Source organism: Blautia intestinihominis (assembly GCF_040096655.1).
Lineage (GTDB): Bacteria > Bacillota > Clostridia > Lachnospirales > Lachnospiraceae > Blautia_A > Blautia_A intestinihominis.
This window is the reverse complement of the sequence record NZ_JBBMEI010000047.1, coordinates 1-24,801: the sequence shown is the minus strand read 5'-3', so window position 1 is coordinate 24,801 and position 24,801 is coordinate 1. Positions and strand designations below refer to the sequence as shown.

Here is a 24,801-nt window from a genome sequence, read left to right as displayed (position 1 = left end):
AGCAGATAAAAGGAATACGTCCTAAGCCTGCCCTGCGAATACGCTCCACCTCCTGCAAGATAAGCATCAATCTCATCCTGCGTAATGAACATCGGATGGTCTTTCCATGCAAACCCGTCTCTTGCCTGATAAGGGATGACCTCATCCGCAAACTTCTGAAACTGCTTTGAGATATTTATAGGATCATAATGATGGAAACGCATAATGGAATGATTTTCTTCATAGGCTTCTGCCAGTGCATCCAGTCTTTCATTCAGTTCCGAAAGCCACTGTGGATCTTCCAGCTTTTCTTCCAGATAATCCGTGATCTCCGGATAGATACTGTGAAGATGTGGTAAATCCTCCTCATCAAAAACAATCTCGGCTACCCCTTCTGCCATATCCCCTTTCATATAGGCAAGAGCCTGTGCATGTTCTTTTACTGCATTGTTTCTTGCTGCATCCAATACAGACTGCGGTGCATATTCACCCTGGTCTAAAAGCTGATGGATACGTCTGCTGACATCTTTCCAGGATAAAAAGGCTTTATCCAGAATCTGGTCTGCCACCGTATGCCCGACTGCGATCTGCATCCCAGTTTCATCAAACCAGACGGAATACTCCCTTCCATCCATCTGAAAACCTTTGCCGCCTTTTCCATACTCACGCTTTACAAACTCCGTGTATTCTCCCGGTGACTGTTCACTCATAAAGTTATAGATGATACGCAGCTGGCTTCCTGTCCGGTTTCCTCCCGTCCGTAAAATATCATCCACAACACTTTCCGGAATAGGAATCTCCCCGGCATATAAAGCAGCTACTCTTTCACCAATCTGCCTTTTCTGTTCATTTGCTGTAGGATATTCGGGCAAAGATAAAGCAGAGGCAATTTCTTCCTCTGCTTTGCTCAGTCCATCTTCTCTTGTATCTTCAACTAGCTGTATACCAATTCCGTCAAGATGCTCTCTTCCGCTGTTGCCATCAGTGCGTTCATATGTGCTGTCCAGGCCATCGGGTCTGCTTCCTTGTCCGGTGCCGGATGGTTCTTCAGCAGTTTCTCCATCTGGCTGTCCATCCTCTCCTGTGCTGCCTTCTCGATCTCTGCCAGATGGCTGTTCAGCTTTCCTGTCAGGAACAGGCTCTGATACAGGCTGTTCTTGTGTTCCTTCAGGAATGTCCTCCGAAGCATCCCGTATTTCCCTATTGTCACTTCTTCCTCCTCTACGGTCAGGTTCGGAAACAGGTAATCCCCCTTGCGATGATATGTCAGTTCCATAGTCGGTTCCTCCTTCATTCTCGATATTTTCTTCTTTGTTGTTTTCTACGCCCTTATTTTTATTTTCACGCATTAACGTGTTAAAGTTATTATAATTCCTTTCATTGGAAATTTCAACCTCTTTTCTGGCTTCTTCCAGAGAAATTTTATGTACCGTCCTTCCAATGTCAATCAGAACACTCTCACTGATCTGGCTTGCTGCATTTCCAAGAAAGGTCAGTACAGACAGCCGGTTATAATCTGTGATATGCATGAAGTCCTCTTCTTCCAGAAGTTCCATCGGTTCAAGCCCGCATCGTCTGGAAAGCATGTAATATACACTGTCCGTTGCAAGCTGGCGGAAATCACTGCGGATCGTAACTTCATCCAGATCTTCCAGATACGTTCCTTCCGCTGCATATTCCAAGCCGTCCAGATATTCTTCCAGACTGTCTGCGACCATTTCCCTTGCAACCGCCATCAACGCATCCGATAAAGTCCCTGTATCTTTTTCTTCCAGACCATACGCTTCTGCTAAATGGTTAAGGATCTCTTCCTGCTGATGTTCCTGCATCTGCCACAGGTAAGGGCTTCTTCCGCCTGCCACCATGTGCGTATCTGAAATATCAAACACATACCGGAGTCTGGTATTATGACCATTCTCGTCAAGCAGGGCGATTCCCCTAGCTCCCCGGTTTACCCAGCGGAACATCTTCTCATTCCACAGTTCCAGGGACGCACAGGCGGTTGCCTGTGGATGCTGTGCGTGGATCAGTAACTGGTCTGTAAAAGGATACCGGTATAGTCTCGCTGCGGTATCCATATAACCCATCCAGTCCCTTGGCGAACTGCTCACCAATGTCGCATGTTCCTGTGCCAGTTCCCGGATGTCCTGTAATTTCGACATACTGCCTACCTCCTTGTCTTATTTCTTTTTCTTCTTTGGAAATTCCAGATGGAACCTTGGCTTTCCGTCCTCCAGTGTCAGTAAAAGATCTGCGTCAAACTTTATATCTTTTTTTCTGGAATACAGCCCTTTTACATGGGTGCAGGCTTTATCAAGAAGCTCCACTGCCATCTTTTTATCCAGTGTTTTCTCCATGCTTCCTAAGAAACGGTTTTCTTTCCAAAGGGCAAAATCACACTGCCTGTTGGAGCAGTAAAAATTCTGCTTTCCTTCGTAGACATCAGAGCCGCAGACCGGACACTTACCGATCACTTCCCTTGCTTTCTGGAACCTTCTCCTTTCCGTTTCCGGTATTTCCCTGCACACAGAAAGAATCTTACCGACTAAAGAAGTGATCTCACCCATAAACTGTGTATCGGTGATCTGCCCTTTTTCCATCATTAAAAGCTGATTTTCCCATTCGGCAGTCATTGCGGCAGATTTCAGATAAGCCGGCATGACATTCACCAGTTCCCTGCCCTCTGTGCTTGGCAAGATCTGCTTTCCTTTTCTGACTGCATAGCCGGAAGAAACCAGTTTTTCAATGATACCTGCCCTGGTTGCCGGAGTCCCCAGTCCTTTCTTCTCTGTCTCCGAATCAAAGTCTTTATTCCCTGCGGTTTCCATAGCGGCAAGGAGGGTATCTTCTGAAAGCTTTTGTCAAGGGGGTGCGTGGATATTTTTTATATTACTTACGCAGATTCTCTCTCTGCTTCTGCCTGAATAATGCGTTTCAATCTGTCCTCAGCAGTCAAACCGCTACTATGGTCAAAAAACACTTTGACTTTATAATTTGTTTTGCCTTGCTTAATCACAAAAACTCCATCCGGTTTGTTTTTCTCCGAATGGTTATTTGGGGTGGGTAGTGTACTGTTCACAATATTTGTCATACGATATTCCTCCTTGAATGAAAAAAGCCCGACAAGGAAAGGTCTGACAACGAAGTTCCGACAACGGACATCAGAAAACCTTTTTTCTTTATCGGGCGATACTATCTTTTTACTATTTCCTTTTTCTTTATAATATTGGTTGTCATGGTTGTCAGAGAGGGAAAAGTGCCGCAATATCAAGGCTTTCGGGATTTTTGCCCGACAACCAGACCGACAACCGGCTCGACAACCGAAGCGACAACGAGCTTTTATTTTTGCTTCAACCATTCTTCCGGAAGCCCTAACTGTTCCATTTCCTCTGTCGGGATTTCTTGAAAACCATCCATGCTGTTGTCAGGCTCGTTGTCGTTCCTGATACGCTCCCAGCCTTTTTGTCTGCGGTAAGGCTCTGGAAAATACCTAGGATTGCTGAACGCCCTCCAGCCTGTGACAGCGTTATTCATAATGTCGTTGATCTCTCGCAGTTCCCATTGTTTCGGTTCGTCATAATCATGCCCCAGTGCTTCCTTATAAAGCTGTTTGGAACAGACCATGCTGCCGGAATAGCGTTCCAAATAGTCTAAAATCTGTCCTGCCTTTGTGTCCTCCGGCATAAAGTCCTTTTGGTGGGCTTTCAGATAAGCGTTCATAGCCGGACTGAATCTCAGACGGAAATTTCCGCTTCTGTAAATCTCCATAGCTTCTGCCCACATCTGATTGATATACTCTCTTGAAGCCTGTTCATCTGCCAAAATATGAACCTCAGCCCTTTCAGGATAGACCATAACCGGAACGAAGCGGCGGTTGCCTGTTCGGTCGAGGGGAAGAAAGTCAAGGGTATTGGAAGAACCTCCAAACACACATTGTCGTTTTCTGTCTGCCGGATGTGTTTCATAGGGTATCTTATAGGTTTCCTTTTGGCGGCTCAGAAAGGACTTGATTTCTTCAATGCTCTTAGCGTTGGCGGTTGCAATCATTTCCGACATTTCAATAATCCAATGCCCCTGCATTTTGCGGTACACATTTTCATCATCCAGCTTTTTCAAGTCATCAGAGAACCAATCATCATTGACTGCAAGCAAACGGAAGAAAGAGGACTTTCCGGCTCCCTGACCGCCTACAAGACAGAGCATAACCTCAAATTTGCACCCCGGCTTAAAAGCTCGTGAGATAGCACCCAACAGAAACAACTTCAATGCTTCATAGGTGTAATCATCTGTATCAGAACCGAGAAAGTGGTGCAGACAGAAGCGTATGCGTTCCGTTCCGTCCCATTGCAGGGCATTGAGAAAATCGCAGACAGGGTGGTAACGGTTTTCATTGGCAATAACCGCAACTGCGTCTATAATTTTCTTCTCTACGGTCAATCCATAGTTTTCTTCAAAATATAGGAGCAGATATTTCACATCCACATCCGTCAATGTCGGGCTGTCACGATACCAACCGAGTGGCTTCACAATGTCGATTCTTTCGGTCAGAAGATTTTTTCGGATAGCCCCTTTCAAAAGTGGGTCATATTGCAGAACACGCTTATAATTTGCGGCAGTATTATAAACCTTACCTTTCTCGCTCTGCTCTAAGCTGTTTCGGATTTCTTCTACTGTGCATGGTTCTGTCTGCTGACAGTTCTGCAATTCGTTGTTCAAGTTTCAACACCTCCTTTCTCTGTTCTGCCACAAGTGCTTTTCGTTCCTCCAATGAACCATACAGAAGAATATCAAGCAGATATTCGATATAGTTCTTCTTATACAGTGCTTCTGCAAACAGAGGATTCCATTCCTCATCCGGCTGTTTAGGAGCGTATTTCTTTTCCCATTCTCTAAGAAGATGAAAATAATCCGTCAGCACCTTGTAGCAATGATTTTCTTCTTTTTGATATTTCTGCTCCGGTGTCGGCTCACGAATACGAGGGCGGACACTGGGCTTTTGTCGGCTGTCATAGTTAAGACCAAAATCTTCAGCAAGTTTGACAGCAGCTTCCCTCAGCCCGATACCGAATAGCTTCGCTGTGAGATCAACAGCGTCTCCGGTTGCTCCGCAGCCAAAACAGTAATAGCGTTCATCCAGCTTCATACTGGGGGACATATCCGAGTGAAACGGACAGCACGCCATACCTGTGCGACCCACTTTCAAGCCATAGGCTTCTGCGGCTTGTCGGGCAGTAACATTTTCTTTTACAATTTCAAATACATTCATGTGACTCCTTTCCTGAAACGAAAAAAGCACCTGTCATTTTCAAAACGAAAATAGCAAGTGCCTTAAAGTTCCATATTTAATTTTAGGTGCAAAAAAGCAGGAGACCTTTTCAGATTTCCTGCTTAGCAAAGCTGTGAAGATTTAATTGTGGTTGGGTTGCCAGTTATACAAACTGGGATTTTTCTTTTTAGAATGAATTATTTATTTTCTACAATAGCACCATATTTCGTATGCGGAAGATATTGTACCTTTAAATAAGTATTTTTATCAACATACCTTGAAAATACTGTGATTTCGATTTCATCATCTTTAACTTTATCATATAGAAAAATACTTCTTCTTTCAGAAGATATATCTGCACCACCATGAGATTGTTCAGTTACATATCCTTCTGCATAACTATACTGTTTGTTTATGATGTAAGGCATATCTAAAACAAAATCTTTCAAATATAAGATTAAAAGAATAGCTACTATAACAAGAATGGTATTAGCCAATCGAAGAAATATTATATCATTTTTTCCAGTATATTCTTTTTTTATCGCTTCTTTATCAAAAAATATCGAATAGATAAGTTTTCTTTTTTTAATTAGATAGATAATGCAAGCAATTAAAGCTATAACAAATAATGAAACTCTTATAAACAATCTAAATATAGCAAAATCCATAATATCATTCCCTTAAACTTCAAGTTTGTTGCTTACATTATACTTCATCAACCTAAAGAATGGAAGATATTTTCTTGCTCCCTAAAGCAAAAGCACCTGTCATTTTCAAAACGAAAACAGCAAGTGCCTTAGAGTTCCATATTCAGTTTTTGGGAAAAAAAGCAGGAGACCTTTTCTGATATGCTCCCTTTATGAGAGACAGTGAAAAAACAAACTGTCATCATGAAGGGAGCATATCATTCGGATCTCTTGCTTAGTAAAGCTGTGAAGATTTAATTGTAGTCAGTTTTTCTTATACCATCCGAAATTTATACTTTAATGTTCTCTCATAACAAAAATCAATTTTGTCCTCCAACAAAAATACCGTTTGGGGGATTATCCCATATAAAATTATCCTCAGCCACTTCGCTCTCTAATGCAATTTCAATTTTATATATCCCCACATTTTGGGCATTTTCATCATCCTCACTATACATATAAAAATTCATACAATACCGTTCCTTCTCTGTCAATATGAGATACATACCATCCAATTCCGTTTTCCTTTTACCATAGTTGCTTTCACTTGATGATGCACAATCGCCCTCAAAACTTTGGATACTGCCCTCAATATAATCGAAAAAAGCAGAGATTTCAGTGTCTAAATTCTCAATGTTCTTTTTGCTTTCTTCGGAAAATAGAGATTTGAGTTTCTCTGAATCCTGTTGCTTACATGCCTCGATAATTTGTTGACACATCTTATCCGTTTCATTTTGTTCAGAGCTAAACCAGTCATTGAAATATTTGTTAGAGCAGCCTGTTAAACCGAGTATAATAATCACACTGAAAAGCAACAGTACTTTCTTCATATAATTACATCCTTTACTTGATAATTGCAAAATCACTTATTGGATTAAGGTCATTACAAAAAATTTCTTACTATCATTATACTTCATCAACCTAAAGAATGGAAGATATTTTCTTGCTTCCTAAAGCAAAAGCACCTGTCATTTTCAAAGTGAAAACAGCAAGTGCTTTAGAGTTCCATATCCTGTTTTTTGCTTTTCGCCGGAAGTGTCCGGCTGACTTCACGCTCTGCCATTTCTTTCTTTTTTCGGCTCAACTGCTCTATAATGGAACTTTTGGCTTTCTTCTTGATTTGCTCCGTTCCGGCTTTTTTGACCTCCGGTTTCATCAGCGTGGTTTGAATTTTCTGAATGGTTGATTTCATAGCGTTTGTGATTCTGGCAATCACGCCATCCAATCGTTTCGTTGCATACTCGATTTCTTTCTTTGAAGCCTTACGCTCAGGGGAGAGAACCCATGCCTTAGACTGCTCCACCAGCTTAATATCCTCCTTGTGCGTTTCCAGTTTCACAGTATCAGCAACGACCTCAACCGCCTTGTCATAGGCAATATCGGCAACCTCGTCCACCAGAGCTTCCACATCCTCAATCTTCATCGTGAGTTCTTCCAGCTTTTGCTCCTGTGCTGCCAGTTGCTCCTTTTGCTTGAAAAGAATATAGTCCTGTTTTTCCAGATATGCACGACCACCATATTCCGGTTCTTCTTCCAGTTGTAAGCCATGCTTTTTCGCCACATCAAACAGCAGCACTCGGCAAGCTGAATCGAAAGTCATCTTGCGGTTATTTTTTCTTCCGACAGGCTTCTCCGGTTCCGGCAGTTCAAACCCCAGTGCTTCCAAAGCCTTTTCCTGTTGTGGGGCAATCTCCCCATATTGATTTTCACAGTCGAACACATGACGCTCGTGAATATGAGGGGTACTTTCATCCAAGTGCAGAGCCCAATTCAGGATATGGACATGAGAACCGAAACGCTCATTTACGATTTCCATAAATTCTGTGACGATCTCAATGAGCAATTCCGGTGGAACATGATTATCAAGCGTTCCAATCTGATAGACCGTTTCCTCTGGACAGGTCTTTTTGCTTTTGAGTAAATCTCCGGTTTCCTTATTTCTTTCAGGGTGTCGGTTCTTCACATTTCTTTCGTTCTGTCCGGTCACAAAATCACGATACCGCTGACGATAAAAAAGCTGTTCCACATCTTCAAAAGTGGCAGACAGCTCATTTTCCTTTTCGGGATTTTTGAAATTGCGGAAGCCATTGTAACAGTCCCAATAGAGATTTTGTTTGGCTCGTTCTTCGTCAATGTGTTCGCTGTTGGCAATGTCAAAACTGCGGTCATTGTGCTTCGGATTATAAACGCCATTCTTTCCGGCTCGTCCATTGTGTCTTGTTAATTTCACATGAGTTCCTCCTTTTCTTTTTGATTTCCCCGACAGGGGAGAAGGGCAGCGAAGCTGATTCCTTGCGGCTTTCTGCGTCAAGTAATACCCAGTACTAAGTGGCGAAACGCCACTTAACTGGGCAAGGCTGCCGCCCTTGACCTGCACAGGGATATTGCATTCCCTGTACCCATGCACAAAGGGTTGCACCCTCCGTACTCCCGCCCGAACAAACTGACTTCGCCCCGTCCCAAGCTCCGTCAGTTCCTTCGGTTTTACAAAACAGTCCACCGGACTATTTTGCAAAAAGAAAAACCGACGCATGATCGCTTTACGCTCAATACATCGGTTTCTTCATCTGACCTTAACGTTCATATTCAGTTGTGGCAGATTACGGATAATCTGCAAATGGATAAACAAAAACGACCAACTATGTAGCTGATCGTCCTTGCGTGGTTGCCTTAAAAAGTAGTTGATAAACACCCTACTCTTGAAAAGCTCGTTGTCATTTACATCTATTATTTTTGAATAGAAAAATTCCTTTATAGATGATAAAAGGAATTGAACCGATTACTCCAGCAAGTGTATAAATCGGGAAAGTAACAAATCCAATTATAATTTTAGGTGCGATAGGAGTTAGCCATTTCTTAACTAAACCACTATAAAAAATCAAACCTGTTGGTATTCCAGCAAAAAGCAATCCAAAAGAAAGAATACTTCTTGTAAATCCTAATGGTTCAGGAACAGACATATTTTGACTTGTCCAAAACGCAATGTACTCAGGGTCACTAAGTTGATTCATTTGATTAAGTGCTACAAAATAACCAAGTACACAACCAATAATTAAAAATAAACATATAAGCAATATTTGTTTCAACTCTTTTTTCATATTTCATCTTCCTTTACGGTCATATTCAGTTGTCTAACATCGTACTGTTATAAAATCTATGTCATTTACGATTTTTCTTATGCTGATTTGCCCAGTAAGATTTTACAGGGATTCTTCTTCTTTTTATGTCCTCCATAAATTCTTCTTTGTCAATATTACTATCAATGGTAAATAATTTTTCTCCATTTACATATACACGCATAGAACCTTTCCTTCTCTCGCAATAGGTAATATCTTCAAAGTGAAAAGTTCTCTTTCTGCCAAAAGTTGAACGCCATGTGATTTCATCTTCATCCACTTCCAGTTTCCACATAATCATATTCAATGAGCCTATAAAAAACACAACAAATGCAATGCCAAATACCAAGGGAGGAAATATATCATCCTGTTGGATAGCACTTGCTACAGTACAACCTCCTGTAAATAAAATTCCAAAAACAAATATAATAGTCAATGTTTTCTCTGTTTTTATTGTATAATGCGTTCTAATTATTCCCTTTTTCTGTTCTTCCTCTCGTTCTTTAGCTCTCTTTTGTTGAAGATTTATAAGATATTTCAAAAGAAGAAGTACAACTAAATAGGGGCCTATTTGTGTAATTATATTCAAACACATTCGTAAAAAATCATTCATTTTTTGCCCTCCATAGTTCCAGCTATATAAAAATGATTGTTTAAATTCGAGTATTTAAAACCTCACTTTTTCATATCTCATTATACTTCATCAACTTAAAGAATGGAAGAAAAAATTTTGTGTACAGAGTTCCTGTTCAAGCCTTGTAACGCACAATTCTGCAAAATCCATAGTCCCCGATACTTTCCTCACAGGCGATATACAGTCGGAATTCTGTCAGCTCATGAAATAAGAAAAACCGACGCATGATCGCTTTACGCTCAATACATCGGTTTCTTTATCTGACCTTGACGGTCATATTCAGTTGTGGCAGATTACAGGTAATCTACAAATTTCCCAAAACAAAATAGGATATTTATTTTTATTCTATTCAACTACATACCCATATTCTGTGTGTGGTAAATACCTTACAGTTATCTTATCTCCTAAATCGCTACCTGTTCCCCAATATTTTAATGAATGTTCTTCTCCAGTTTTCTCATCTCTAATATGTATTCTTCTTTCACTATTAGAGTTTTCTCCTGACATTGCACCTTGTGTAACTTCTCCGGTAACTTCAACTAAATTGTTAGATAGTAAATAAGGTATATCCAAGCAACAAGGAACAGTTATAAATATACCGAGAATCAATAACCCAACAACTGCCATCACATTGATTATTTTTTCCCATTTTTGATATTTTATTTTTTCTTCTTCATTGACAGCCTTTCGTTTTATAAACTTCCCATTTTTCTTTCTATGCAAAACATACATAATTAAGACTATAAATGATACTATAATCACTCCAAAAGTTCTAAACATCAATAATGCCATAAATTTGTACTCCTTTCAAAGCGACACGCTATTTATTAACAGCTTTATCAGCTAATCTTTTATCTCCCCATGGCGTTTTCAGCATAGGCTCATTATCAATAATTCCTGCTCTTAAAATTTCAAGGGGTTTTTCTAATTGTAAGATGTTTTTATTATCTATAATAATAGCAGTTTGAAATTCCTCAAAACTTTCAAAAACTCTGTCTTGAAATATAAAAGATATATTTTCTTTACATTCCTCTGCGTTAGCAGGTAAAACACAGGAACCCATCACATATTTTTTCTCATTATAGGAAAACTCAATAAGAGTAAAAGCCATATCATTATCATAATCAGACTTGATAATTTCCATTAGATCTTTTGCTTCAATAATGAGCGTTGGCTTTTCATTTTTCTTAAAACCAAACATGAATAACACCTCCAAGAATTAACTTTATCTTATTTTTCATTATACTTCATCAACTTAACGAATGGAAGAAAAAATTTGTGTGCAGAGTTCCTGTTCAAGCCTTGTAACGCGCATTTATGCAAAATCCATAGTCCCCGATACTTTCCTCACGGGTGATATACAGTCGGAATTCTGTCAGCTCATGAAATAAGAAAAACCGACGCATGATCGCTTTACGCTCAATACATCGGTTTCTTCATCTGACCTTGACGGTCATATTCAGTTGTGGCAGATTAGCCAATTTGAAAAATTACTCTGGCACATCTACTGAGTAGCTCAGACAATCGCCTCTTTTATTGCTTTTCAAATCGTTATAATACCACATATACATCGTTCTACCATATTCTTCATATTCTATAATCCCATCTGGCTTTTGACCTTCTACTTCTAATGAGTAAATTTCTTTATCATGTGCATAGCCAAAAACGAATCTGGTATCCGGATAATTTGGATTTAAGTCTTGTTGAATATCACTTATTGTTAAAGATAAATGGATAAATTTTTTGAAGTCTCCCCCATAAGTGGTATCTGGTGTAGTGGTAGCTGGTGTAGCATTTACAAACGCATATTGTACACTTGCTTCCTCCACCTGTTTTTTGCAGCGTGCCATCACAAAACCTTGAACGGGATCGTTATCGCTTCCTGCCCGATAGAAAATAGTATCATACTGTTTGCCATTCCATATATGCAATATTTCATCAACATGATTAAGAAAATCTTCTGGAACAGAAAATTCTTCATTTTCAGCATTCAAAGGAGAATTCAAAATAGCTTCTTCGACAGAACTATAATATATGAGTTCAGAATCCTTTTTATCGTAATCACTCAAATTGAATTCGACATATGCATTGTCTTTATTGTCATCTTCCGGAACATAAGTATAACGACCATTTTCAATATGGTCATCATAATCAACAAACAGTCCAATACATATCAGCGCTGCAAAAATCAAAAAAACTATTCCTACAATGATTAGCAATATTTTCAAAAATTTTTTCATACAAAAGTCCACCTTCTTGCTTCATTTCAGTAAATTATATCATACCGATATGAACAATTCAATTCACGCTCTATCAAGTAGTTTTTTACTTACCTATAACGCACATTTCCGCAAAATCCATAGTCCCCGATACTTTCCTCACAGGCGATAGGCAACGGTCAAAACATCAGGTCTGCACCTGACATTTTAACCGCATATCAGCCCTGATTATCACATTATCCCTGCTGGCTGTTCAGCCCATGCTTTTTCGCATATTCACTGGCTTTCTGTCTGCGTTCCTCACTGTAAGGCGGCAGGAAACGGATAGACAGACGGGACTTTGCCAGCTCATAAGAAACACCGCCTTGAACATTGGATTTTTCCAGTCGGCAAAGGTCAGGGTACTTCTTAGCAAAAGTAGCCAACCTCTTTTTCAATCCGGCGTTGTGGGTGTAGATATTTGCCTTGTCCTCGCCCTCATTAAAGAGAACGATTGTTTCTTTCTCAATCTTTGTCAGTCTCGTCATAGCAGCCCTCCCTACGGTTTTTCAACACCCTCAGCCTGCGGTAAAAGCAACGATACCACCTTTCAACACCCTCAGCACTCAGCTTGACGGAAAGCATATAAAACAGCTTCTTCGCCACCGGATCGGGTGCAAGGGCAGCCACCATACGCAAACGCTCGACAGTTGCTTTCAGGTTCGGACAGCCAAAGGCATAAAGGGCTTCCATTTCATTCCGGTTCATCTTCATTGTGTTTTCCTCCTTAAAGTTTGATAAATGAAAAGCGACAGACACTTCATAAGGAAATACCTGTCGCTTCGTTGACGATATAAAATTGTTGGTTTTGGACTTGATAAAATCAGCAGTAAATCATTTCCTGTCTGATGATTTCTTCGGCTCGGTTACGGATAGAGTTTATGGACTGTACCCACAACATCTGATTATCTGCTTTCATGGTTTCGGTCACACCCTCGGCTTGTTTCATCTGCTCAATGATAAGGCTGCACCTTTCCGCTGCCTGTTCGTTCAGGTCAGCAAGGTAAGTATGCAGTTCGCCGGATAAACTGAGGGCAGATAACCTTGCAGGGCGGTACTGCTCCAAATATGTCCTGTGCAGTCTGCCCCACATACCGATAGGGCGGTGTTCCTCCGGCAGCTTCAAGTCCGGCACATAGTAATCGCCCACAAGAACATAGTCCAGACCATTGCTTTCATCATGGATTCGTGGTTTCAATTCTGTCATGCTATTTTTTCTCCTTTCACTTTTTGCCGATTTGATTTGCTTGTGGCGTTCTGTTCAACACACACATTGCTATCAGAGCTTTTTTCTTCTGCTATACGCTCATGCTCCGCAAATTCTTTTGATTTCTCACGAATCTTTTTCATATACTTACGATTGGATTCTCGTTTTCTGCGAAGTCGTTCCGCCTCTTTTTCAGCAGCAATCCTTTCTTCCTCGGTTGGTTCATGCTGCTCCACAGGTACTTGAAATTGCCCGACATAGTTAAGATATATCTCCACCTCTGTGGTGCGGTCTGCACCTTTTCCTTGTGGCTCGTGAACCAGAATTTTGTCGATAAATTCATTTATCATGGCAGGAGTAAGTTCTGTAATGTTCTCATACTTTTTGACCAGCTTTAGAAAACGCTCCACATTATTTTGACCGCCTATAATCCGTTGCATATCAGCGGTGTCAGTCTCAATAATCTTGTTCAGCTCGTTCTGCTCATTTTCATAATCAGTAAGCATACTCTGAAAAAGTCTGTCCGGCAATCTTCCAATCACATTATCTTCATAGATTTTCCTGATAAGCATATCCAGTTCGTGAACTCGCTTCTGATTTCTTTCAATGCGGTTTTTTACAGTTTCAGAAACAGCAATATCTTTCATCGCCGATTCTTCTTGCAGAGAATAGACAAACTCCTGCTCATTCAAAGAAACATAATGGCAAGTCTCCTGTATGGTTTTCAGAATGATGCTTTTAAGTGCTTTTGTTGAAATATGGTGGCAAGTACAGTGACGATCATACTTCTGATAAGCAAGATTATAAGTGGAACATTCATAACAATCTGCCGGATTGGAATAACTTGTCCTTTTTTCGCCTTTGGCAGTATAGTATATTCTTTCTCGCCCTTTCCGCTGCCTGTGATTATACATCGGCGCACCACAATCAGCACAGTAAATCTTTCCGGTCAGAACATTAGGCTCGCCCATAGGATCTGCTTTTCTTACATTCTGTCTTAACTTTTGAGCAAGCAGCCATGTTTCTTCATCGACAATAGGCTCTTGTGTATCATCAAAAACCACCCAATCTTCCTTGTCTGCCCTTTTCGTCTTTTTGTCCTTATAGGAATTTTTGAATGTCCTGAAGTTGACAGTCTTTCCGATATACTCTGGTCGGGCAATCAGAGTAGTAACCTGATTTCCTCGCCACATATACGGATTTTCTTTGTCATAGTTGCTTGCATGATTTCCAAGTCCCTTTTTTCCAAGATAATAAGACGGTCTTTCTATTTTTTCTTCTGAAAGTTCTCTTGCTATCTGATAAGGTCCTTTTCCCTCAATAGTCATGCGATAAATTCTGCGGACTACTTCAGCAGCTTCTTCATCAATAATCCAATGGTCGGGGTTTTCGGGGTCTTTCAAATAGCCGTATGGTGGGATATTACTTGTATGAGCGTTGCCGGAAGAACCTCTGGATTTCAGTACAGCTTTAATTTTCTTACTTGTGTCCCTGACAAACCACTCATTCATGATATTCAGAAAAGGGGCAAACTCACTGGTTTCTTGACGGTCACTGTCAATACCATTATTGATTGCTATAAATCGAACTTCCTTTTCTCTAAACAGAATGTCAGTGAAAAAACCTACTTGCAGATGATCTCTGCCGATTCTGGACATATCCTTGCAGATACAGGCAGTGATTTCTCCGTTTTTAACACCTTCAACAAGTCTGTTCCATGAAGGTCTGTCAAAGGTCGCTCCACTCCAACCATCATCGGTAAAATGAACAAGATTCGTAAAGCCATGTTTTATAGCATAATCTTCAAGCATTTGCTTTTGATGAACGATACTGTTACTCTCTCCAGCATTATCATCATCACGAGACAGTCTTTCATACAAAGCAGTAATGCCATTGCTTTTATCTTTTTTTCTTCTCATGCTGAACTCCTTTCTTCAATTCCTATCCACTCCTTACGCTCACAAAATATCACATCATTGAATGGTTTTGGCGGGGAAGTAAAATGCACTGTCTTTTCTGCCTTTACCGGAGAAAGCGTCATTCCTTCTTCATATCCATATGGGATGGAAGTTTCTTTTTCCGTTTCTTCTTCCGGCTTGGCTTTCACGCACTGGTTCTTAAAGGCATTCCCCGCCGCTTTAAATCCCATCTGCACCGGCACTTTTCCTCTGGCGGTAAAATCATGTCCCTGACATTTGACCATAATATCCGTCTGCTCATACTGATACTCTTCCCCTGTTGCCTGCACCAGCTGCTGGCAGACCAGCATCATCAGGTTCTTTTTGTCCGCTGTCAGATCAGAGATTCCTTTTTCTACGGCTTCTTTTGTTGGAAGAATCGCATGATGGTCGGATACTTTTGCATTGTTAATCACTCTGGTGATGTTATGTCCCAGCTGTCCATAATCCAAGAACGGAAGTAAGACTGGCATTTTCCCTACCAGTTCCTCTACGGTATCCCCCATATCCTCCGTCACGAACTGGCTGTCCGTTCTTGGATAAGTGACCAGCTTTTCTTCATATAATTCCTGCAGCATATCCAGTGTTTTCTTTGCCGTATAGCCAAAGTAACGGTTTGCTTCCCTTTGCAGACTGGTCAGATCATAAAGTTTGGGAGGAAACGCTTTCTTTTGTTCCCTCTTTATCTGTGTAATCACTGCTTCCGAATCCATACATAAGGAAGCAAGGAGATCGGCTGCTTCCTCATTTGCAATATTTTCAGAAACTACCGTAAGCCTTCCGTCTGTCAGTGCTACTTTATAAAAGGCTTCTTTCTGAAAATGCTCAATCTTATCCTGACGTTCCGCAAGCATGGCAAGCGTTGGCGTCTGCACCCTGCCCACAACCAGACGTTTAAAATAACAGGTCGTATATGCCCTAGTTCCGTTCATTCCGATCAGCCAGTCTGCCTGTGCCCTGCATACCGCAGCCATGCAGATATTCCGGTATTCCTCTGCTCCTTTCATTGTCTGAAAACCTATCCGGATTGCCGTATCTTCCATGGAACTGATCCATAAACGCTTCACCGGTTTCCTGCATCCGGCAAGGTCATACACTCTCTGGAAGATCAGTTCCCCTTCCCTTCCTGCATCACAGCCATTTACCAGATAGTCCACATCTGCCCGGTTCATCAGGCTTTTTAACACATCAAACTGTTTCTTTTTATCTCTGGAAACTTTCAACTTCCAGACCTGCGGGAGAATCGGAAGGTCATCAAACTGCCATTTCTCATATTTCGGGTCATATTCCTCCGGCTGTGCATACTCTGCCAGATGCCCAAGGCACCAGCTGACAATACAGCTCTCCCCTTCTAAATATCCGTCCTCTTTTTTATAAGCTGACAGATTTTTGGCATAACTCTGTGCCACACTTGGTTTCTCTGCGATCACTAAAAATTTTGACATACGCTTTTTTTGTCCTTTCTGAAAAAAGGGTAGCCAAACTGCTCTGGCTGCCCCTGTCCTTATTTTGGTTGCTTCTTTGGAGATGGAAGTTTATTCTTCTTCCTCATCCTCTTCTTCATTTACATACGGTCCGTCAGAGAACTCCAGCTGTTCGCTTACATAGTCATCCTCTTTGCCACGTCCATGCTTTTTATAAACGGCGATACCTGCCACTCCAAGAATCGCTGCAAGTACGATTGCTCCAAGTCCTTTTACATTCATTCCTGTCTTTTCTTCTTTCTTCACTTCGGTTTCCTCCTCTGCTACCGGGGTAGTTTCCGGTGTGGTTTCCGGGATCACTACGGTTGATTCTTCGGTTTCTTTGCTCTTTTCTGTCTCATCCAGAAATTCTGCCAGGTCATTCTCATCGACCAGGGACATCATATATACATTTTCTGTATTGCTGGAACGGTCAATGACCATGTAAAATGTATTTCCCTTCTTGGTCTGGATGGTAAGGAACTGTTTCGTATCATCATTTTCCTTATCATCCACCAGCTGGGCATTTCCCGGAGTAGAAAAAGCAGAATTATCTCCTTCCCCGGTGACCCTTCCGGTATCCTCTTTCTTCTCCGTATCTTCTGTTGATTCTGTTGCCGTTTCTTCTACTACCTGTGTCGTTGTCTCCTCTGCCGGTGGGTTTGCATTTGCATAAACCGTAGCAATGGATGTCCCGGAGATCATGGTGACTGCCATGGCAATCATAAGCAGTTTCTTTACCACTTTATTCCTCATCGTCTAAAACCTCTCTTTCTGTCATCTGACCAACAGGTGGTCTGTGAACTTCTGTGTTGTTTTCCTTTTTCTGCGGAGCTTTTGCATCCTCCACCGTGATACCACCGTCCTCATCCATCTGGATCGTAACGGTTCCTTTCTGAATCCCGTCAAGCAGGACAAGCAGGCTGCGGCTGTCCAGCTTCATGGAACGGAACGACTTAACGATCTCTATATCTTCCATCTGCTGTCTCAATGTATTCTGCCGCTTCAGGTGTTCCTGTAATTCAGCAATCTTATCCTCCGTTTTCTGAATATCATTCAGAAGTTTTTTTAATTTCATGTTCATCTGCCCTGTCACCTCCTTTAATGCAGACGACCAAACGCCATAAAATGTTCCTGCCAGTAAGCACTTGCAATGCTGGTATACTGGACAGGCTTGCCACAGTGGATCATCATGTTATTGCCGACATAGATTCCCACATGGCTTGCTCCCGGTGTGTCATAGGTTCCCTGGAAGAAGATCAGATCTCCCGGTTTTGCCTCCGATGGAGATACCTGCGAACAGTGTGACCGCAGCTCATCTGCAGTACATCTTCCGACATTCCATCCATTTCCACAGTTATTGATAACCCAGCTCACAAAACCGGAACAGTCAAAACCACTTGGGGAATAACCGCCCCATACATATGGAACACCCAGATATTTTTCTGCTTCCTGTATCATTTTTGCAAACTGTGGATCAGATAAAGCATCTGCCGGTATGTCATAACCAAATCCACTGCTTCCGGTGGGTATGCTGTTTAGATCAAACAGATAATCACGGTTGCCGTAATATTTGTTATACGCATCGTAGCGTTCCTGTTCTTCCTCTGTCATACGGCTCCTTAACACGGCATCCAGGCTGTGGTTTGTCATCGTCACATCCAGACGGTTCACCTCTTTTGTAGTCGTGACCTGCACTTCCTGGTTTCCATTGCTGTCTGCTATGTAGGCTTCCCATGTCTGGTGTCCATGTGCGGATGCCGCCGCATGATTGTCATAGTAAACATCGAACTGTACCCCATATCTTGCGAACGCTCCGGTATCTTCTACTACATATTCCACACCGTTCATGACGACATGGGTCCCGATCGGCACAAATGGATTCGCCGCATCCACGGCAATCGTATGGTTTGCTGTCGGCATTGCCCCACTGGCTGTCGGTCCGCCACTCCACTGGCCACAGCAGATTGGGCAGTTACAGTACCCACTTGTCACAACCAGTCCCAAGGACTCCCCTACCCGGACAGTCTTGGTTTCTGTAACTGTTTCTCTGGTAGAGTCTGTGGTGATTCCATACTGCTGTCGGAAGATCTCCTTAATCTCATCTGCCACTTCATCGTAAGTGAAGCCGCCGTATTTTACCGTAAGATAAGAGATCAACTGATATGGGTTATGACCAATCTCATCAATCTGATACCGGTATTCATCATAATCCGGATGGGTGGATTCCATCTGGTTGACCTGTGTGTTCAGTGCTTCTTCCAAAGCCCGGTACGCATTTTCAGCAGCATAAATATCCTCATCCGTACTGGAATAACTGGTCGAGATGATAGCAGAGGACGCTCCCTGCAGTGATGCCGTACAGCTGGTAAAACTGGCTGCGATCAGCAAAAAGATCAGGGCAAAAATGGCTACCGTAGCAAAAATCCCACGGTTCTGTGCTGCCACCATCTTGACTGCATCTTTCGCTTTTTCCGTAAACTTCTGTGCGGAAGTGATCGCCGCATCCTTTACTTTTTTACTCTGTCTGGCTGCCTGATACTGCTTCTGGTAACGCTTCTTCTGAAAGAGTTTCTGCAGAGCAGATTTCTTTTTCTGCTCGGCTTCTTTTTTCACTGCATTTTTTGCTTTATTTTCATAGACAGTTTCAAACATCAGCCTGCTCTTTTCTGCTTCATCCAGTACACTTTCTTTTAATCTCCGGGATTCTTCCCTCCTTCCTTTTAAGCGTTGCCTCATGTAAATGGATTTCCTTGCAAGGCTTTCCCCGGCAAGCTCTGCCCGATGTGCCCCTTCTACTGCCGCATTCTCGTCCTCTTCTTCGTGAGTTTTCCAATGGGCTGCAGTGACTGCCGCATCTTTGACTGCGGATGCCGGATTCCGGATACCAATGCCAGCACCATGTACCATACCGTCACCTTCATCCCCGAAAGACAGGCGGGAAACTTTTTTCCGCTGCTCTTTCAGCACCCGTTCCCTTTTGGACTTGCCTTTAATCTCCTCCTGGAACTCGTCCAGGGAATCTTCCATCACTTCGGAAGTTGCCCGGTAACGGGCAGATTCTCTTTTGGCTGCTTTTTCCTCTCTGGAAGCCTCCTTTTCCTTCCTTCTTTCCTTTGCAGCATAATCCCTGACCATCTTTTTCTTCCGAAGGTCCCGGCTGTCCGCAACTGTCTCCAGATACGCCCGTTCTCCTCTTGGCTGTCCACGGATACTCTCTGTGCGAAATGCAGATTTGGGATTTTCTCCATTTTCAACAGAAACATCTACATCTGTATCTACATCTTCATCCATATCTGGTTTTATATCCTGGTCGGATACATAATCTCTACTATATCTTGGTTTTCTGGAACTCTGCTCCGGCTGTTCCATCTCCCGTTCTTCTTTCAGCCGTTCATGTCTGCGTTTACTAAAATCCAGTTCCTCTTTCTTCTCACTGCGGGAAATCTCGGTATCCGTATCCCGCCCGGTGATCCTTTTTTCTTCCTTGTTCCGGAGGTTTTCTTCCCGCAGTCCATCCCGGCTCATCTTCTGGACGGTTTTATCTCTCGCCTTATACTCATGCTCCTGCAACTTTGACCATCCCCTTTACTGCTTTGTCCCGGTTATTCTGTCTTATCCTGATAGTCCTCCCATTTCTCCAACACTTCATCTGCCATCCCTGCAATGGAATCCGTCAGCTTGTCTGTCATTCGCTCACTTAAAGTTCCCCTTACAGCCAGACAAGATGTAATTCCCATGAAATCAATCAGTTCCGCCAGATAGATAAGGTCATCCATCATTTCATCAGCCGTCACTTTTTCCTTTGTGTCCTTTTCCATTCTCAAAATCTCCTTTTCATTGTCTGCACAGATTCTTTCTGCAAATATGCAGCAAGGTTCGCCGCTGCATCTCTCCATGTTTCTGTAATCTTCCATCTTGTAATCCTCCATGATTTCCAGGCAGAAAAATTGCCGGAAGTATTCCTCCGGCTCATCCTCTACTCTGTTTTATTTTGTTTCGTTTATTTCTTTAATCGTCCCGTTCTCCGATACCAAGTTTCTTACGCTTTTCCACCTCATCCGGCGTAGAAGTCATCAGGGCATACAGCATCAGGGAATTATCAAACTTATCCTTGAACGGGATAATGGTGCTGCCATAAAAGACCAGTCCCTCACCTTCCCCGCTGTTCGTTACATAAGAAAGCTGGTGAGGGGAAATGTTGAGCTGTTTTGCAAGGATCTGTCTGTCACCAGATGCCTGGTTGAGCATCAGGATAAAGTCCGAGTTTTCAAAGATGTTCTCAATCTCCCGGCTGGCTAACAGGTCTTTTACGTTCTGTGTGATACCCGTAGGGATACCACCCCATTTACGGAAACGCTTCCAGATCTCCACACTGTATGCTGCCGTCTGCTCCTCTTTTAAGAGCAGATGGAACTCATCAATGTAATATCTGGTACTCTTATTCGCAGAACGGTTGACCGTTACCCTGTTCCACACCTGGTCCTGCACGATCAGCATACCCAGTTTTTTCAGCTGTTTTCCCAGATCCTTAATGTCAAAACATACGATACGGTTACTCAGTTCCACGTTGGTTCTATGGTTAAACACTTTTAAGGAACCATTGACGTAAATCTCCAGTGCCGTTGCCAGACGCTGTGCTTCCTGCTCTTTCTGATTACGGAGAAGATTATATAAATCCTCTAAAATCGGCATTTTTTCCGGTACCGGGTCAGAAAGGAAATCCTGATAGACCAGCCTTACGCATCGGTCAATGACGGTCTTTTCAACCGGCTCCAGTCCGTTCTTTCCGCCTACTACCAGCTCACAAAGAGACAGGATGAAGTCCGATTTTAAGGAAAGCGGGTCATCATCGTCAGCGTAATCCAGGTTAATATCCATCGGATTGATATAATCGTGGCTGGTCGGGGAAATACGGATCACCTGTCCATGAAATGCCCGGACTAACGGATAATACTCCCCCTCCGGGTCACAGACGATAATGTCATCTTTCGTCACGATAAATGCATTTGCAATCTCTCGTTTTGCCGCAAACGACTTACCGGAACCCGGTGTACCAAGAATCAGTCCGTTCGGGTTCTTCAGTTTCTTCCTGTCTGCCATGATAAGGTTATTGGACAGGGCATTTAATCCATAATAAATAGATTCCCCAGCCATAAATAATTCCTGTGTGGTAAACGGGACAAAAATTGCCGTGGATGTCGTTGTCAGTGCCCGTTTGATCGGTACAAAATTCACCGCAAGCGGCAGGCAGCTCATCAGTCCCGGCTCCTGCTGGTAATCCAGCCGTTTCAATGCACAGTTATATTTCTGTGCGATACCGGCAGTCTGGAACACCACATTTTCCAGTTCCTGTTTGGTCGGTGCAGTATTTAAGAACAATGCTGTTACAAGGAACATTCGCTCATTTCTGGACTGTAGATCTTCCAGAAGCCTTTTTGCTTCCCCACCGTATGTATTTAAGTCCGAAGGGATAATGTCCATGTCATAGCCTGCCCGGACTGCTTTTTTCTGTTCCTCGATCTTCATACGGTTAATATCCGTCACCTTGCTTTTTACCAGCTTGATTGCCTTCATCTGGTCGATGGACTGGATATGGAAATTCACCATCAGGTTGCTGTCCATCTCCAAAAACTCTGCCAGCATCTTGTCGGTAAGTTCCGGTGCAAGGATCTGTAAATAGGAAACAGTTCCCATCGTGCCGCCCATCTCAAAATCTTTTCCATTCTTAAATACAAAACTGGTCGGTGCGACATAATCCTTGGTACTAAGCCCTGTCCGAAGTACATCGTCATAAGAGAAATGGAACGGAACTTTGCTGTCCTGGTTAAAGGTTTCATACATGATCTGTAACCGTTCCTCTCCGTTCAGCGGATAGGCAGATACCCCAAGGATCTTAAAGTTATTCAGAATATCCGACTCGATACGTTCCAGTTTTGGCCGTGCTTCCCGGATATTCTCCGCTTCAATCCCAAATGTGATATATTTGGTACGCATCAGCCCGTTATTTCCTTTTGCCAGCTGGTTATTGAGCATCTGGGCAAACTCCATACGTAGGTCATCAAATTCATCCTCCTGCGGATTGATATGGATGACCTTCTCATACTCTGCCATGTTGCTGTGCTGGTTGATAAAAGACAGCTGAAAATGAATTGTGCTGTCAAAGTAATTCAGGAAATCACACCAGTTTTCAAAGATGGCGTTCTTATCTTCATTCTGTGCCAGCTGATAGTTGATGTCATAAAAACGGATCGTCTTGGAATAAAACTTGTCCTGCACCCGGCAGATACCGTCCCTTCCCATCTCATGGTATGGAATCGACTGCTGTGCAGTGATCCTCTTATCTCTGGCACTATCCGGTGTTTTCTTTCCTGTCCCACTGCCTTTCGTTCCGGAAACCACTTTTCCTGCCGGACGCTGCCCCGACGGTGCTGCGACAGATCTGCTCTTTTTCTTTTTTGCGTTTTTCTTTGCGTCACGCACTGCCTGCTTTTCTGCTCTGGCTGCCAGCTTTGCTTCCCTTTTTGCATTTTTCTTATCCGCTTTTTCATGTTCCTTATGCAGTTTTTCTTCATATTTCTGTGCCCTTTTGAGGGCTTTCTTTTCCCTGCGTGTCAGTTTCCGATTCGGTCTGCGGACACCTCTTTGCCGTTCCAGTGCTTCATACCCTGTCACCATAGGCTCATCATGCAGTCTGCCGCTTACTGGTTTTCTTTTCATTGCGGGGTCTGGAAGTTCTTCTTCTCCATCCTCCTCATCCAGCCAGTAATCATCCGGATATAATTCGTCTAAGCTCTGTGGCGGCTGTCTATCGTTTTTTCTTTTTAACACCCTTCGTTCCCCCTTTCTTCTTTTTGACCACGGTATACTTTTTCTCGTACATATTTTCCATCTGGTACTTGCGTACCGGAGGACGGATAAATTTTACGGTGATCATATTTTTTAAGACCTTTTCTAACGGGAGTCCATCCTTCTCATACATGGCAAACAAAAATGCCGGAAGCATCAGAAGGCACATCCCGGTCGCTGCGTTACTGGAACCAATAATTCCCCTGCTTAAGAAATAAAACGGAAGCCCTACCGCCGCCGCAATCCCAAAGCAGATCAGCTGCCGTTTCGTCAGATTGAAAATGATCTTATTCTTGACCTTGGTTAAGTCTTTAGGCACAGATACAAATGCCATTGCCAGTTCCTCCTTTCTTAATGGGCGTTAAAGATACTGCGGGCGAAGTTTCCTGTTTTCATCAGACTGAAACACAGGATCACCGTGTATGCCATCACGCCGAACAATGCAGAATGTATGTTATCTGACATCTGGATGTTTGCGACCAGGACCGCATAGATTCCCACGCAGACCATCATAAAAAATCCCTGGAATGCCAGTGCAAACAATCCACGAAGATAGTTGTTCCCGATCTGCCCCCATTCCCGGTTGGACATGGTTGCGAACGGGATCGCTCCAACGGACGAATAGAGATAAATCTCAATCATACGTCCATACAAAATCACTGTAATAAAGACTGAGATAATCTTCATACACAGGCTTACAAGCATCGTTTCCAGTGCCAGTATGACAAGTTCACCGATCTCCATAGATTCCATCGCCGTCTCCATCGTGGAGATCATCGTATCTATATTGATCGCTGTATCAGAACTGATAACCCCAGCTGCCCGGCTGACTACGGACTGCCCGACATCAAATACCGCCATCGTGATCGTAAAGGTATGGCTGACGATCCAGACTGCCACCCACATCTTGAAAAAGTATTTAAAGAACATCCAGGTGTCGATGTCGTGCATGTTGTTCTTTTCCGTCAACATGGAGATCAGCTCATAACAAAGTACAAATGTGATAATCATACCGGCAATCGGTACAATGACCGACTCGGAAAGATTCTGTATCATGCTGTAAATGCTGCCATTCCAGCCCTGCGGTGTCTGCCCAACCTGAGCAGCAATCTGACCGGTCTTTTCATTGACATCGGTATACATTGTTGTCAGGTTGGAACTTACCATGCCTGTCAGAAGATTCCTCATCCATTCTTCAATCGCTTCAAATATCCGATCCATGAGTCATCTCCCTCCTGCTTCTCTCAGCTGAACAATCCGGACAGTAACGGTACCAGCTGGGTGCCGATCAGAACGACACCGCCTCCTGCCATCAGCTGTTTTATCCCCAATTAGGTGTAAAACTCTGCTCGATGGCGGGCGGCGGCGTACAAAAAATCTATATG

The 24,801-nt window shown here is 42.8% G+C and carries 23 protein-coding genes and 3 pseudogenes; all 26 read right to left on the bottom strand.

Annotation, left to right across the window (positions count from 1 at the left end):
* Positions 1-2,141, bottom strand: a pseudogene (locus WMO75_RS20115) (DNA methylase); the annotation flags it as partial.
* 18 nt (positions 2,142-2,159) lie between these two features.
* A pseudogene (locus tag WMO75_RS13400) lies at positions 2,160-2,831 on the bottom strand (DNA topoisomerase); the annotation flags it as partial.
* A gap of 41 nt (positions 2,832-2,872) precedes the next feature.
* Positions 2,873-3,070 (bottom strand): hypothetical protein, encoded by a 198-nt coding sequence (locus WMO75_RS13395; protein ID WP_005335835.1) that lies wholly within the window; start codon positions 3,068-3,070, stop codon positions 2,873-2,875.
* 248 nt (positions 3,071-3,318) lie between these two features.
* The gene (locus WMO75_RS13390) at positions 3,319-4,695 is read right to left on the bottom strand and encodes a virulence-associated E family protein (protein ID WP_349078224.1); all 1,377 of its coding nucleotides are present in this window, start codon (positions 4,693-4,695) and stop codon (positions 3,319-3,321) included.
* Entirely contained in the window at positions 4,607-5,245 is a 639-nt protein-coding gene (locus WMO75_RS13385) for a CHC2 zinc finger domain-containing protein (protein ID WP_117553179.1), read from the bottom strand. Before WMO75_RS13385 ends, WMO75_RS13390 begins: the two co-directional genes overlap by 89 nt.
* A 197-nt stretch (positions 5,246-5,442) precedes the next feature.
* Positions 5,443-5,913 carry a hypothetical protein gene (locus WMO75_RS13380; RefSeq protein WP_022616344.1) on the bottom strand — a complete coding sequence of 157 codons (471 nt, stop codon included), beginning with the start codon at positions 5,911-5,913 and terminating at the stop codon, positions 5,443-5,445.
* 338 nt (positions 5,914-6,251) lie between these two features.
* A complete protein-coding gene (locus tag WMO75_RS13375; RefSeq protein ID WP_024720781.1) occupies positions 6,252-6,761 on the bottom strand; it encodes a DUF5104 domain-containing protein in 510 nt (169 codons plus the stop codon).
* Between the two features lie 167 nt (positions 6,762-6,928).
* On the bottom strand, positions 6,929-8,464 hold the full coding sequence (locus WMO75_RS13370) for a plasmid recombination protein (protein ID WP_181968097.1): 1,536 nt from the start codon (positions 8,462-8,464) through the stop codon (positions 6,929-6,931).
* A gap of 181 nt (positions 8,465-8,645) precedes the next feature.
* Complete coding sequence (locus WMO75_RS13365) at positions 8,646-9,029, bottom strand: hypothetical protein (RefSeq protein WP_003021642.1); 384 nt, start codon at positions 9,027-9,029, stop codon at positions 8,646-8,648.
* 61 nt (positions 9,030-9,090) lie between these two features.
* Positions 9,091-9,660 (bottom strand): DUF6560 family protein, encoded by a 570-nt coding sequence (locus WMO75_RS13360; protein ID WP_118710272.1) that lies wholly within the window; start codon positions 9,658-9,660, stop codon positions 9,091-9,093.
* A 366-nt stretch (positions 9,661-10,026) separates the two neighbouring features.
* Complete coding sequence (locus WMO75_RS13355) at positions 10,027-10,473, bottom strand: hypothetical protein (RefSeq protein WP_003023134.1); 447 nt, start codon at positions 10,471-10,473, stop codon at positions 10,027-10,029.
* A 28-nt stretch (positions 10,474-10,501) separates the two neighbouring features.
* Positions 10,502-10,882, bottom strand: coding sequence for a hypothetical protein (locus tag WMO75_RS13350; RefSeq protein ID WP_003023131.1), 381 nt, complete (start codon positions 10,880-10,882; stop codon positions 10,502-10,504).
* A 289-nt stretch (positions 10,883-11,171) separates the two neighbouring features.
* A complete protein-coding gene (locus WMO75_RS13345) occupies positions 11,172-11,921 on the bottom strand; it encodes a hypothetical protein (protein WP_117553178.1) in 750 nt (249 codons plus the stop codon).
* A gap of 215 nt (positions 11,922-12,136) precedes the next feature.
* The gene (locus WMO75_RS13340; protein WP_349078223.1) at positions 12,137-12,427 is read right to left on the bottom strand and encodes a molecular chaperone; all 291 of its coding nucleotides are present in this window, start codon (positions 12,425-12,427) and stop codon (positions 12,137-12,139) included.
* Positions 12,405-12,653: a ferredoxin gene (locus WMO75_RS13335; RefSeq protein ID WP_117553177.1), complete on the bottom strand. Its 249-nt coding sequence runs from the start codon at positions 12,651-12,653 to the stop codon at positions 12,405-12,407. The genes WMO75_RS13340 and WMO75_RS13335 overlap by 23 nt, the downstream gene beginning before the upstream one ends.
* A gap of 109 nt (positions 12,654-12,762) precedes the next feature.
* Positions 12,763-13,146: a TnpV protein gene (locus WMO75_RS13330; protein ID WP_226854829.1), complete on the bottom strand. Its 384-nt coding sequence runs from the start codon at positions 13,144-13,146 to the stop codon at positions 12,763-12,765.
* Complete coding sequence (locus WMO75_RS13325) at positions 13,143-15,065, bottom strand: recombinase family protein (RefSeq protein ID WP_003023119.1); 1,923 nt, start codon at positions 15,063-15,065, stop codon at positions 13,143-13,145. Before WMO75_RS13325 ends, WMO75_RS13330 begins: the two co-directional genes overlap by 4 nt.
* Entirely contained in the window at positions 15,062-16,549 is a 1,488-nt protein-coding gene (locus WMO75_RS13320) for a DNA topoisomerase (protein ID WP_349078222.1), read from the bottom strand. Before WMO75_RS13320 ends, WMO75_RS13325 begins: the two co-directional genes overlap by 4 nt.
* A gap of 90 nt (positions 16,550-16,639) precedes the next feature.
* On the bottom strand, positions 16,640-17,323 hold the full coding sequence (locus WMO75_RS13315) for a CD1107 family mobile element protein (RefSeq protein ID WP_015540963.1): 684 nt from the start codon (positions 17,321-17,323) through the stop codon (positions 16,640-16,642).
* Positions 17,313-17,651 (bottom strand): DUF4315 family protein, encoded by a 339-nt coding sequence (locus WMO75_RS13310; protein WP_117944175.1) that lies wholly within the window; start codon positions 17,649-17,651, stop codon positions 17,313-17,315. Before WMO75_RS13310 ends, WMO75_RS13315 begins: the two co-directional genes overlap by 11 nt.
* A 17-nt stretch (positions 17,652-17,668) precedes the next feature.
* Positions 17,669-20,140 carry a C40 family peptidase gene (locus WMO75_RS13305; protein ID WP_118408426.1) on the bottom strand — a complete coding sequence of 824 codons (2,472 nt, stop codon included), beginning with the start codon at positions 20,138-20,140 and terminating at the stop codon, positions 17,669-17,671.
* Positions 20,141-20,172: 32 nt separating this feature from the next.
* The gene (locus WMO75_RS13300) at positions 20,173-20,484 is read right to left on the bottom strand and encodes a hypothetical protein (RefSeq protein WP_118753323.1); all 312 of its coding nucleotides are present in this window, start codon (positions 20,482-20,484) and stop codon (positions 20,173-20,175) included.
* 94 nt (positions 20,485-20,578) lie between these two features.
* Complete coding sequence (locus WMO75_RS13295) at positions 20,579-23,398, bottom strand: VirB4-like conjugal transfer ATPase, CD1110 family (RefSeq protein ID WP_349078221.1); 2,820 nt, start codon at positions 23,396-23,398, stop codon at positions 20,579-20,581.
* Positions 23,376-23,750 carry a PrgI family protein gene (locus WMO75_RS13290; protein ID WP_117547081.1) on the bottom strand — a complete coding sequence of 125 codons (375 nt, stop codon included), beginning with the start codon at positions 23,748-23,750 and terminating at the stop codon, positions 23,376-23,378. The genes WMO75_RS13295 and WMO75_RS13290 overlap by 23 nt, the downstream gene beginning before the upstream one ends.
* Positions 23,751-23,767: 17 nt before the next feature.
* Complete coding sequence (locus WMO75_RS13285) at positions 23,768-24,637, bottom strand: VirB6/TrbL-like conjugal transfer protein, CD1112 family (RefSeq protein WP_004612759.1); 870 nt, start codon at positions 24,635-24,637, stop codon at positions 23,768-23,770.
* Between the two features lie 23 nt (positions 24,638-24,660).
* A pseudogene (locus tag WMO75_RS13280) lies at positions 24,661-24,744 on the bottom strand (Maff2 family mobile element protein); the annotation flags it as partial.
* Positions 24,745-24,801 lie beyond the last annotated feature (57 nt).

Bases quoted from the DNA above. Each gene is read 5' to 3' on its own strand.
- WMO75_RS13290 (WP_117547081.1), bottom strand. From the start codon at position 23,750: ATGGCATTTGTATCTGTGCCTAAAGACTTAACCAAGGTCAAGAATAAG.
- WMO75_RS13340 (WP_349078223.1), bottom strand. From the start codon at position 12,427: ATGACGAGACTGACAAAGATTGAGAAAGAAACAATCGTTCTCTTTAAT.
- WMO75_RS13330 (WP_226854829.1), bottom strand. From the start codon at position 13,146: ATGACAGAATTGAAACCACGAATCCATGATGAAAGCAATGGTCTGGAC.
- WMO75_RS13375 (WP_024720781.1), bottom strand. From the start codon at position 6,761: ATGAAGAAAGTACTGTTGCTTTTCAGTGTGATTATTATACTCGGTTTA.
- WMO75_RS13365 (WP_003021642.1), bottom strand. From the start codon at position 9,029: ATGAAAAAAGAGTTGAAACAAATATTGCTTATATGTTTATTTTTAATT.
- WMO75_RS13395 (WP_005335835.1), bottom strand. From the start codon at position 3,070: ATGACAAATATTGTGAACAGTACACTACCCACCCCAAATAACCATTCG.
- WMO75_RS13380 (WP_022616344.1), bottom strand. From the start codon at position 5,913: ATGGATTTTGCTATATTTAGATTGTTTATAAGAGTTTCATTATTTGTT.
- WMO75_RS13320 (WP_349078222.1), bottom strand. From the start codon at position 16,549: ATGTCAAAATTTTTAGTGATCGCAGAGAAACCAAGTGTGGCACAGAGT.
- WMO75_RS13325 (WP_003023119.1), bottom strand. From the start codon at position 15,065: ATGAGAAGAAAAAAAGATAAAAGCAATGGCATTACTGCTTTGTATGAA.
- WMO75_RS13360 (WP_118710272.1), bottom strand. From the start codon at position 9,660: ATGAATGATTTTTTACGAATGTGTTTGAATATAATTACACAAATAGGC.
- WMO75_RS13385 (WP_117553179.1), bottom strand. From the start codon at position 5,245: ATGAATGTATTTGAAATTGTAAAAGAAAATGTTACTGCCCGACAAGCC.
- WMO75_RS13300 (WP_118753323.1), bottom strand. From the start codon at position 20,484: ATGGAAGATTACAGAAACATGGAGAGATGCAGCGGCGAACCTTGCTGC.
- WMO75_RS13370 (WP_181968097.1), bottom strand. From the start codon at position 8,464: ATGCGTCGGTTTTTCTTTTTGCAAAATAGTCCGGTGGACTGTTTTGTA.
- WMO75_RS13350 (WP_003023131.1), bottom strand. From the start codon at position 10,882: ATGTTTGGTTTTAAGAAAAATGAAAAGCCAACGCTCATTATTGAAGCA.
- WMO75_RS13345 (WP_117553178.1), bottom strand. From the start codon at position 11,921: ATGAAAAAATTTTTGAAAATATTGCTAATCATTGTAGGAATAGTTTTT.
- WMO75_RS13335 (WP_117553177.1), bottom strand. From the start codon at position 12,653: ATGAAGATGAACCGGAATGAAATGGAAGCCCTTTATGCCTTTGGCTGT.
- WMO75_RS13355 (WP_003023134.1), bottom strand. From the start codon at position 10,473: ATGGCATTATTGATGTTTAGAACTTTTGGAGTGATTATAGTATCATTT.
- WMO75_RS13310 (WP_117944175.1), bottom strand. From the start codon at position 17,651: ATGAACATGAAATTAAAAAAACTTCTGAATGATATTCAGAAAACGGAG.
- WMO75_RS13285 (WP_004612759.1), bottom strand. From the start codon at position 24,637: ATGGATCGGATATTTGAAGCGATTGAAGAATGGATGAGGAATCTTCTG.
- WMO75_RS13315 (WP_015540963.1), bottom strand. From the start codon at position 17,323: ATGAGGAATAAAGTGGTAAAGAAACTGCTTATGATTGCCATGGCAGTC.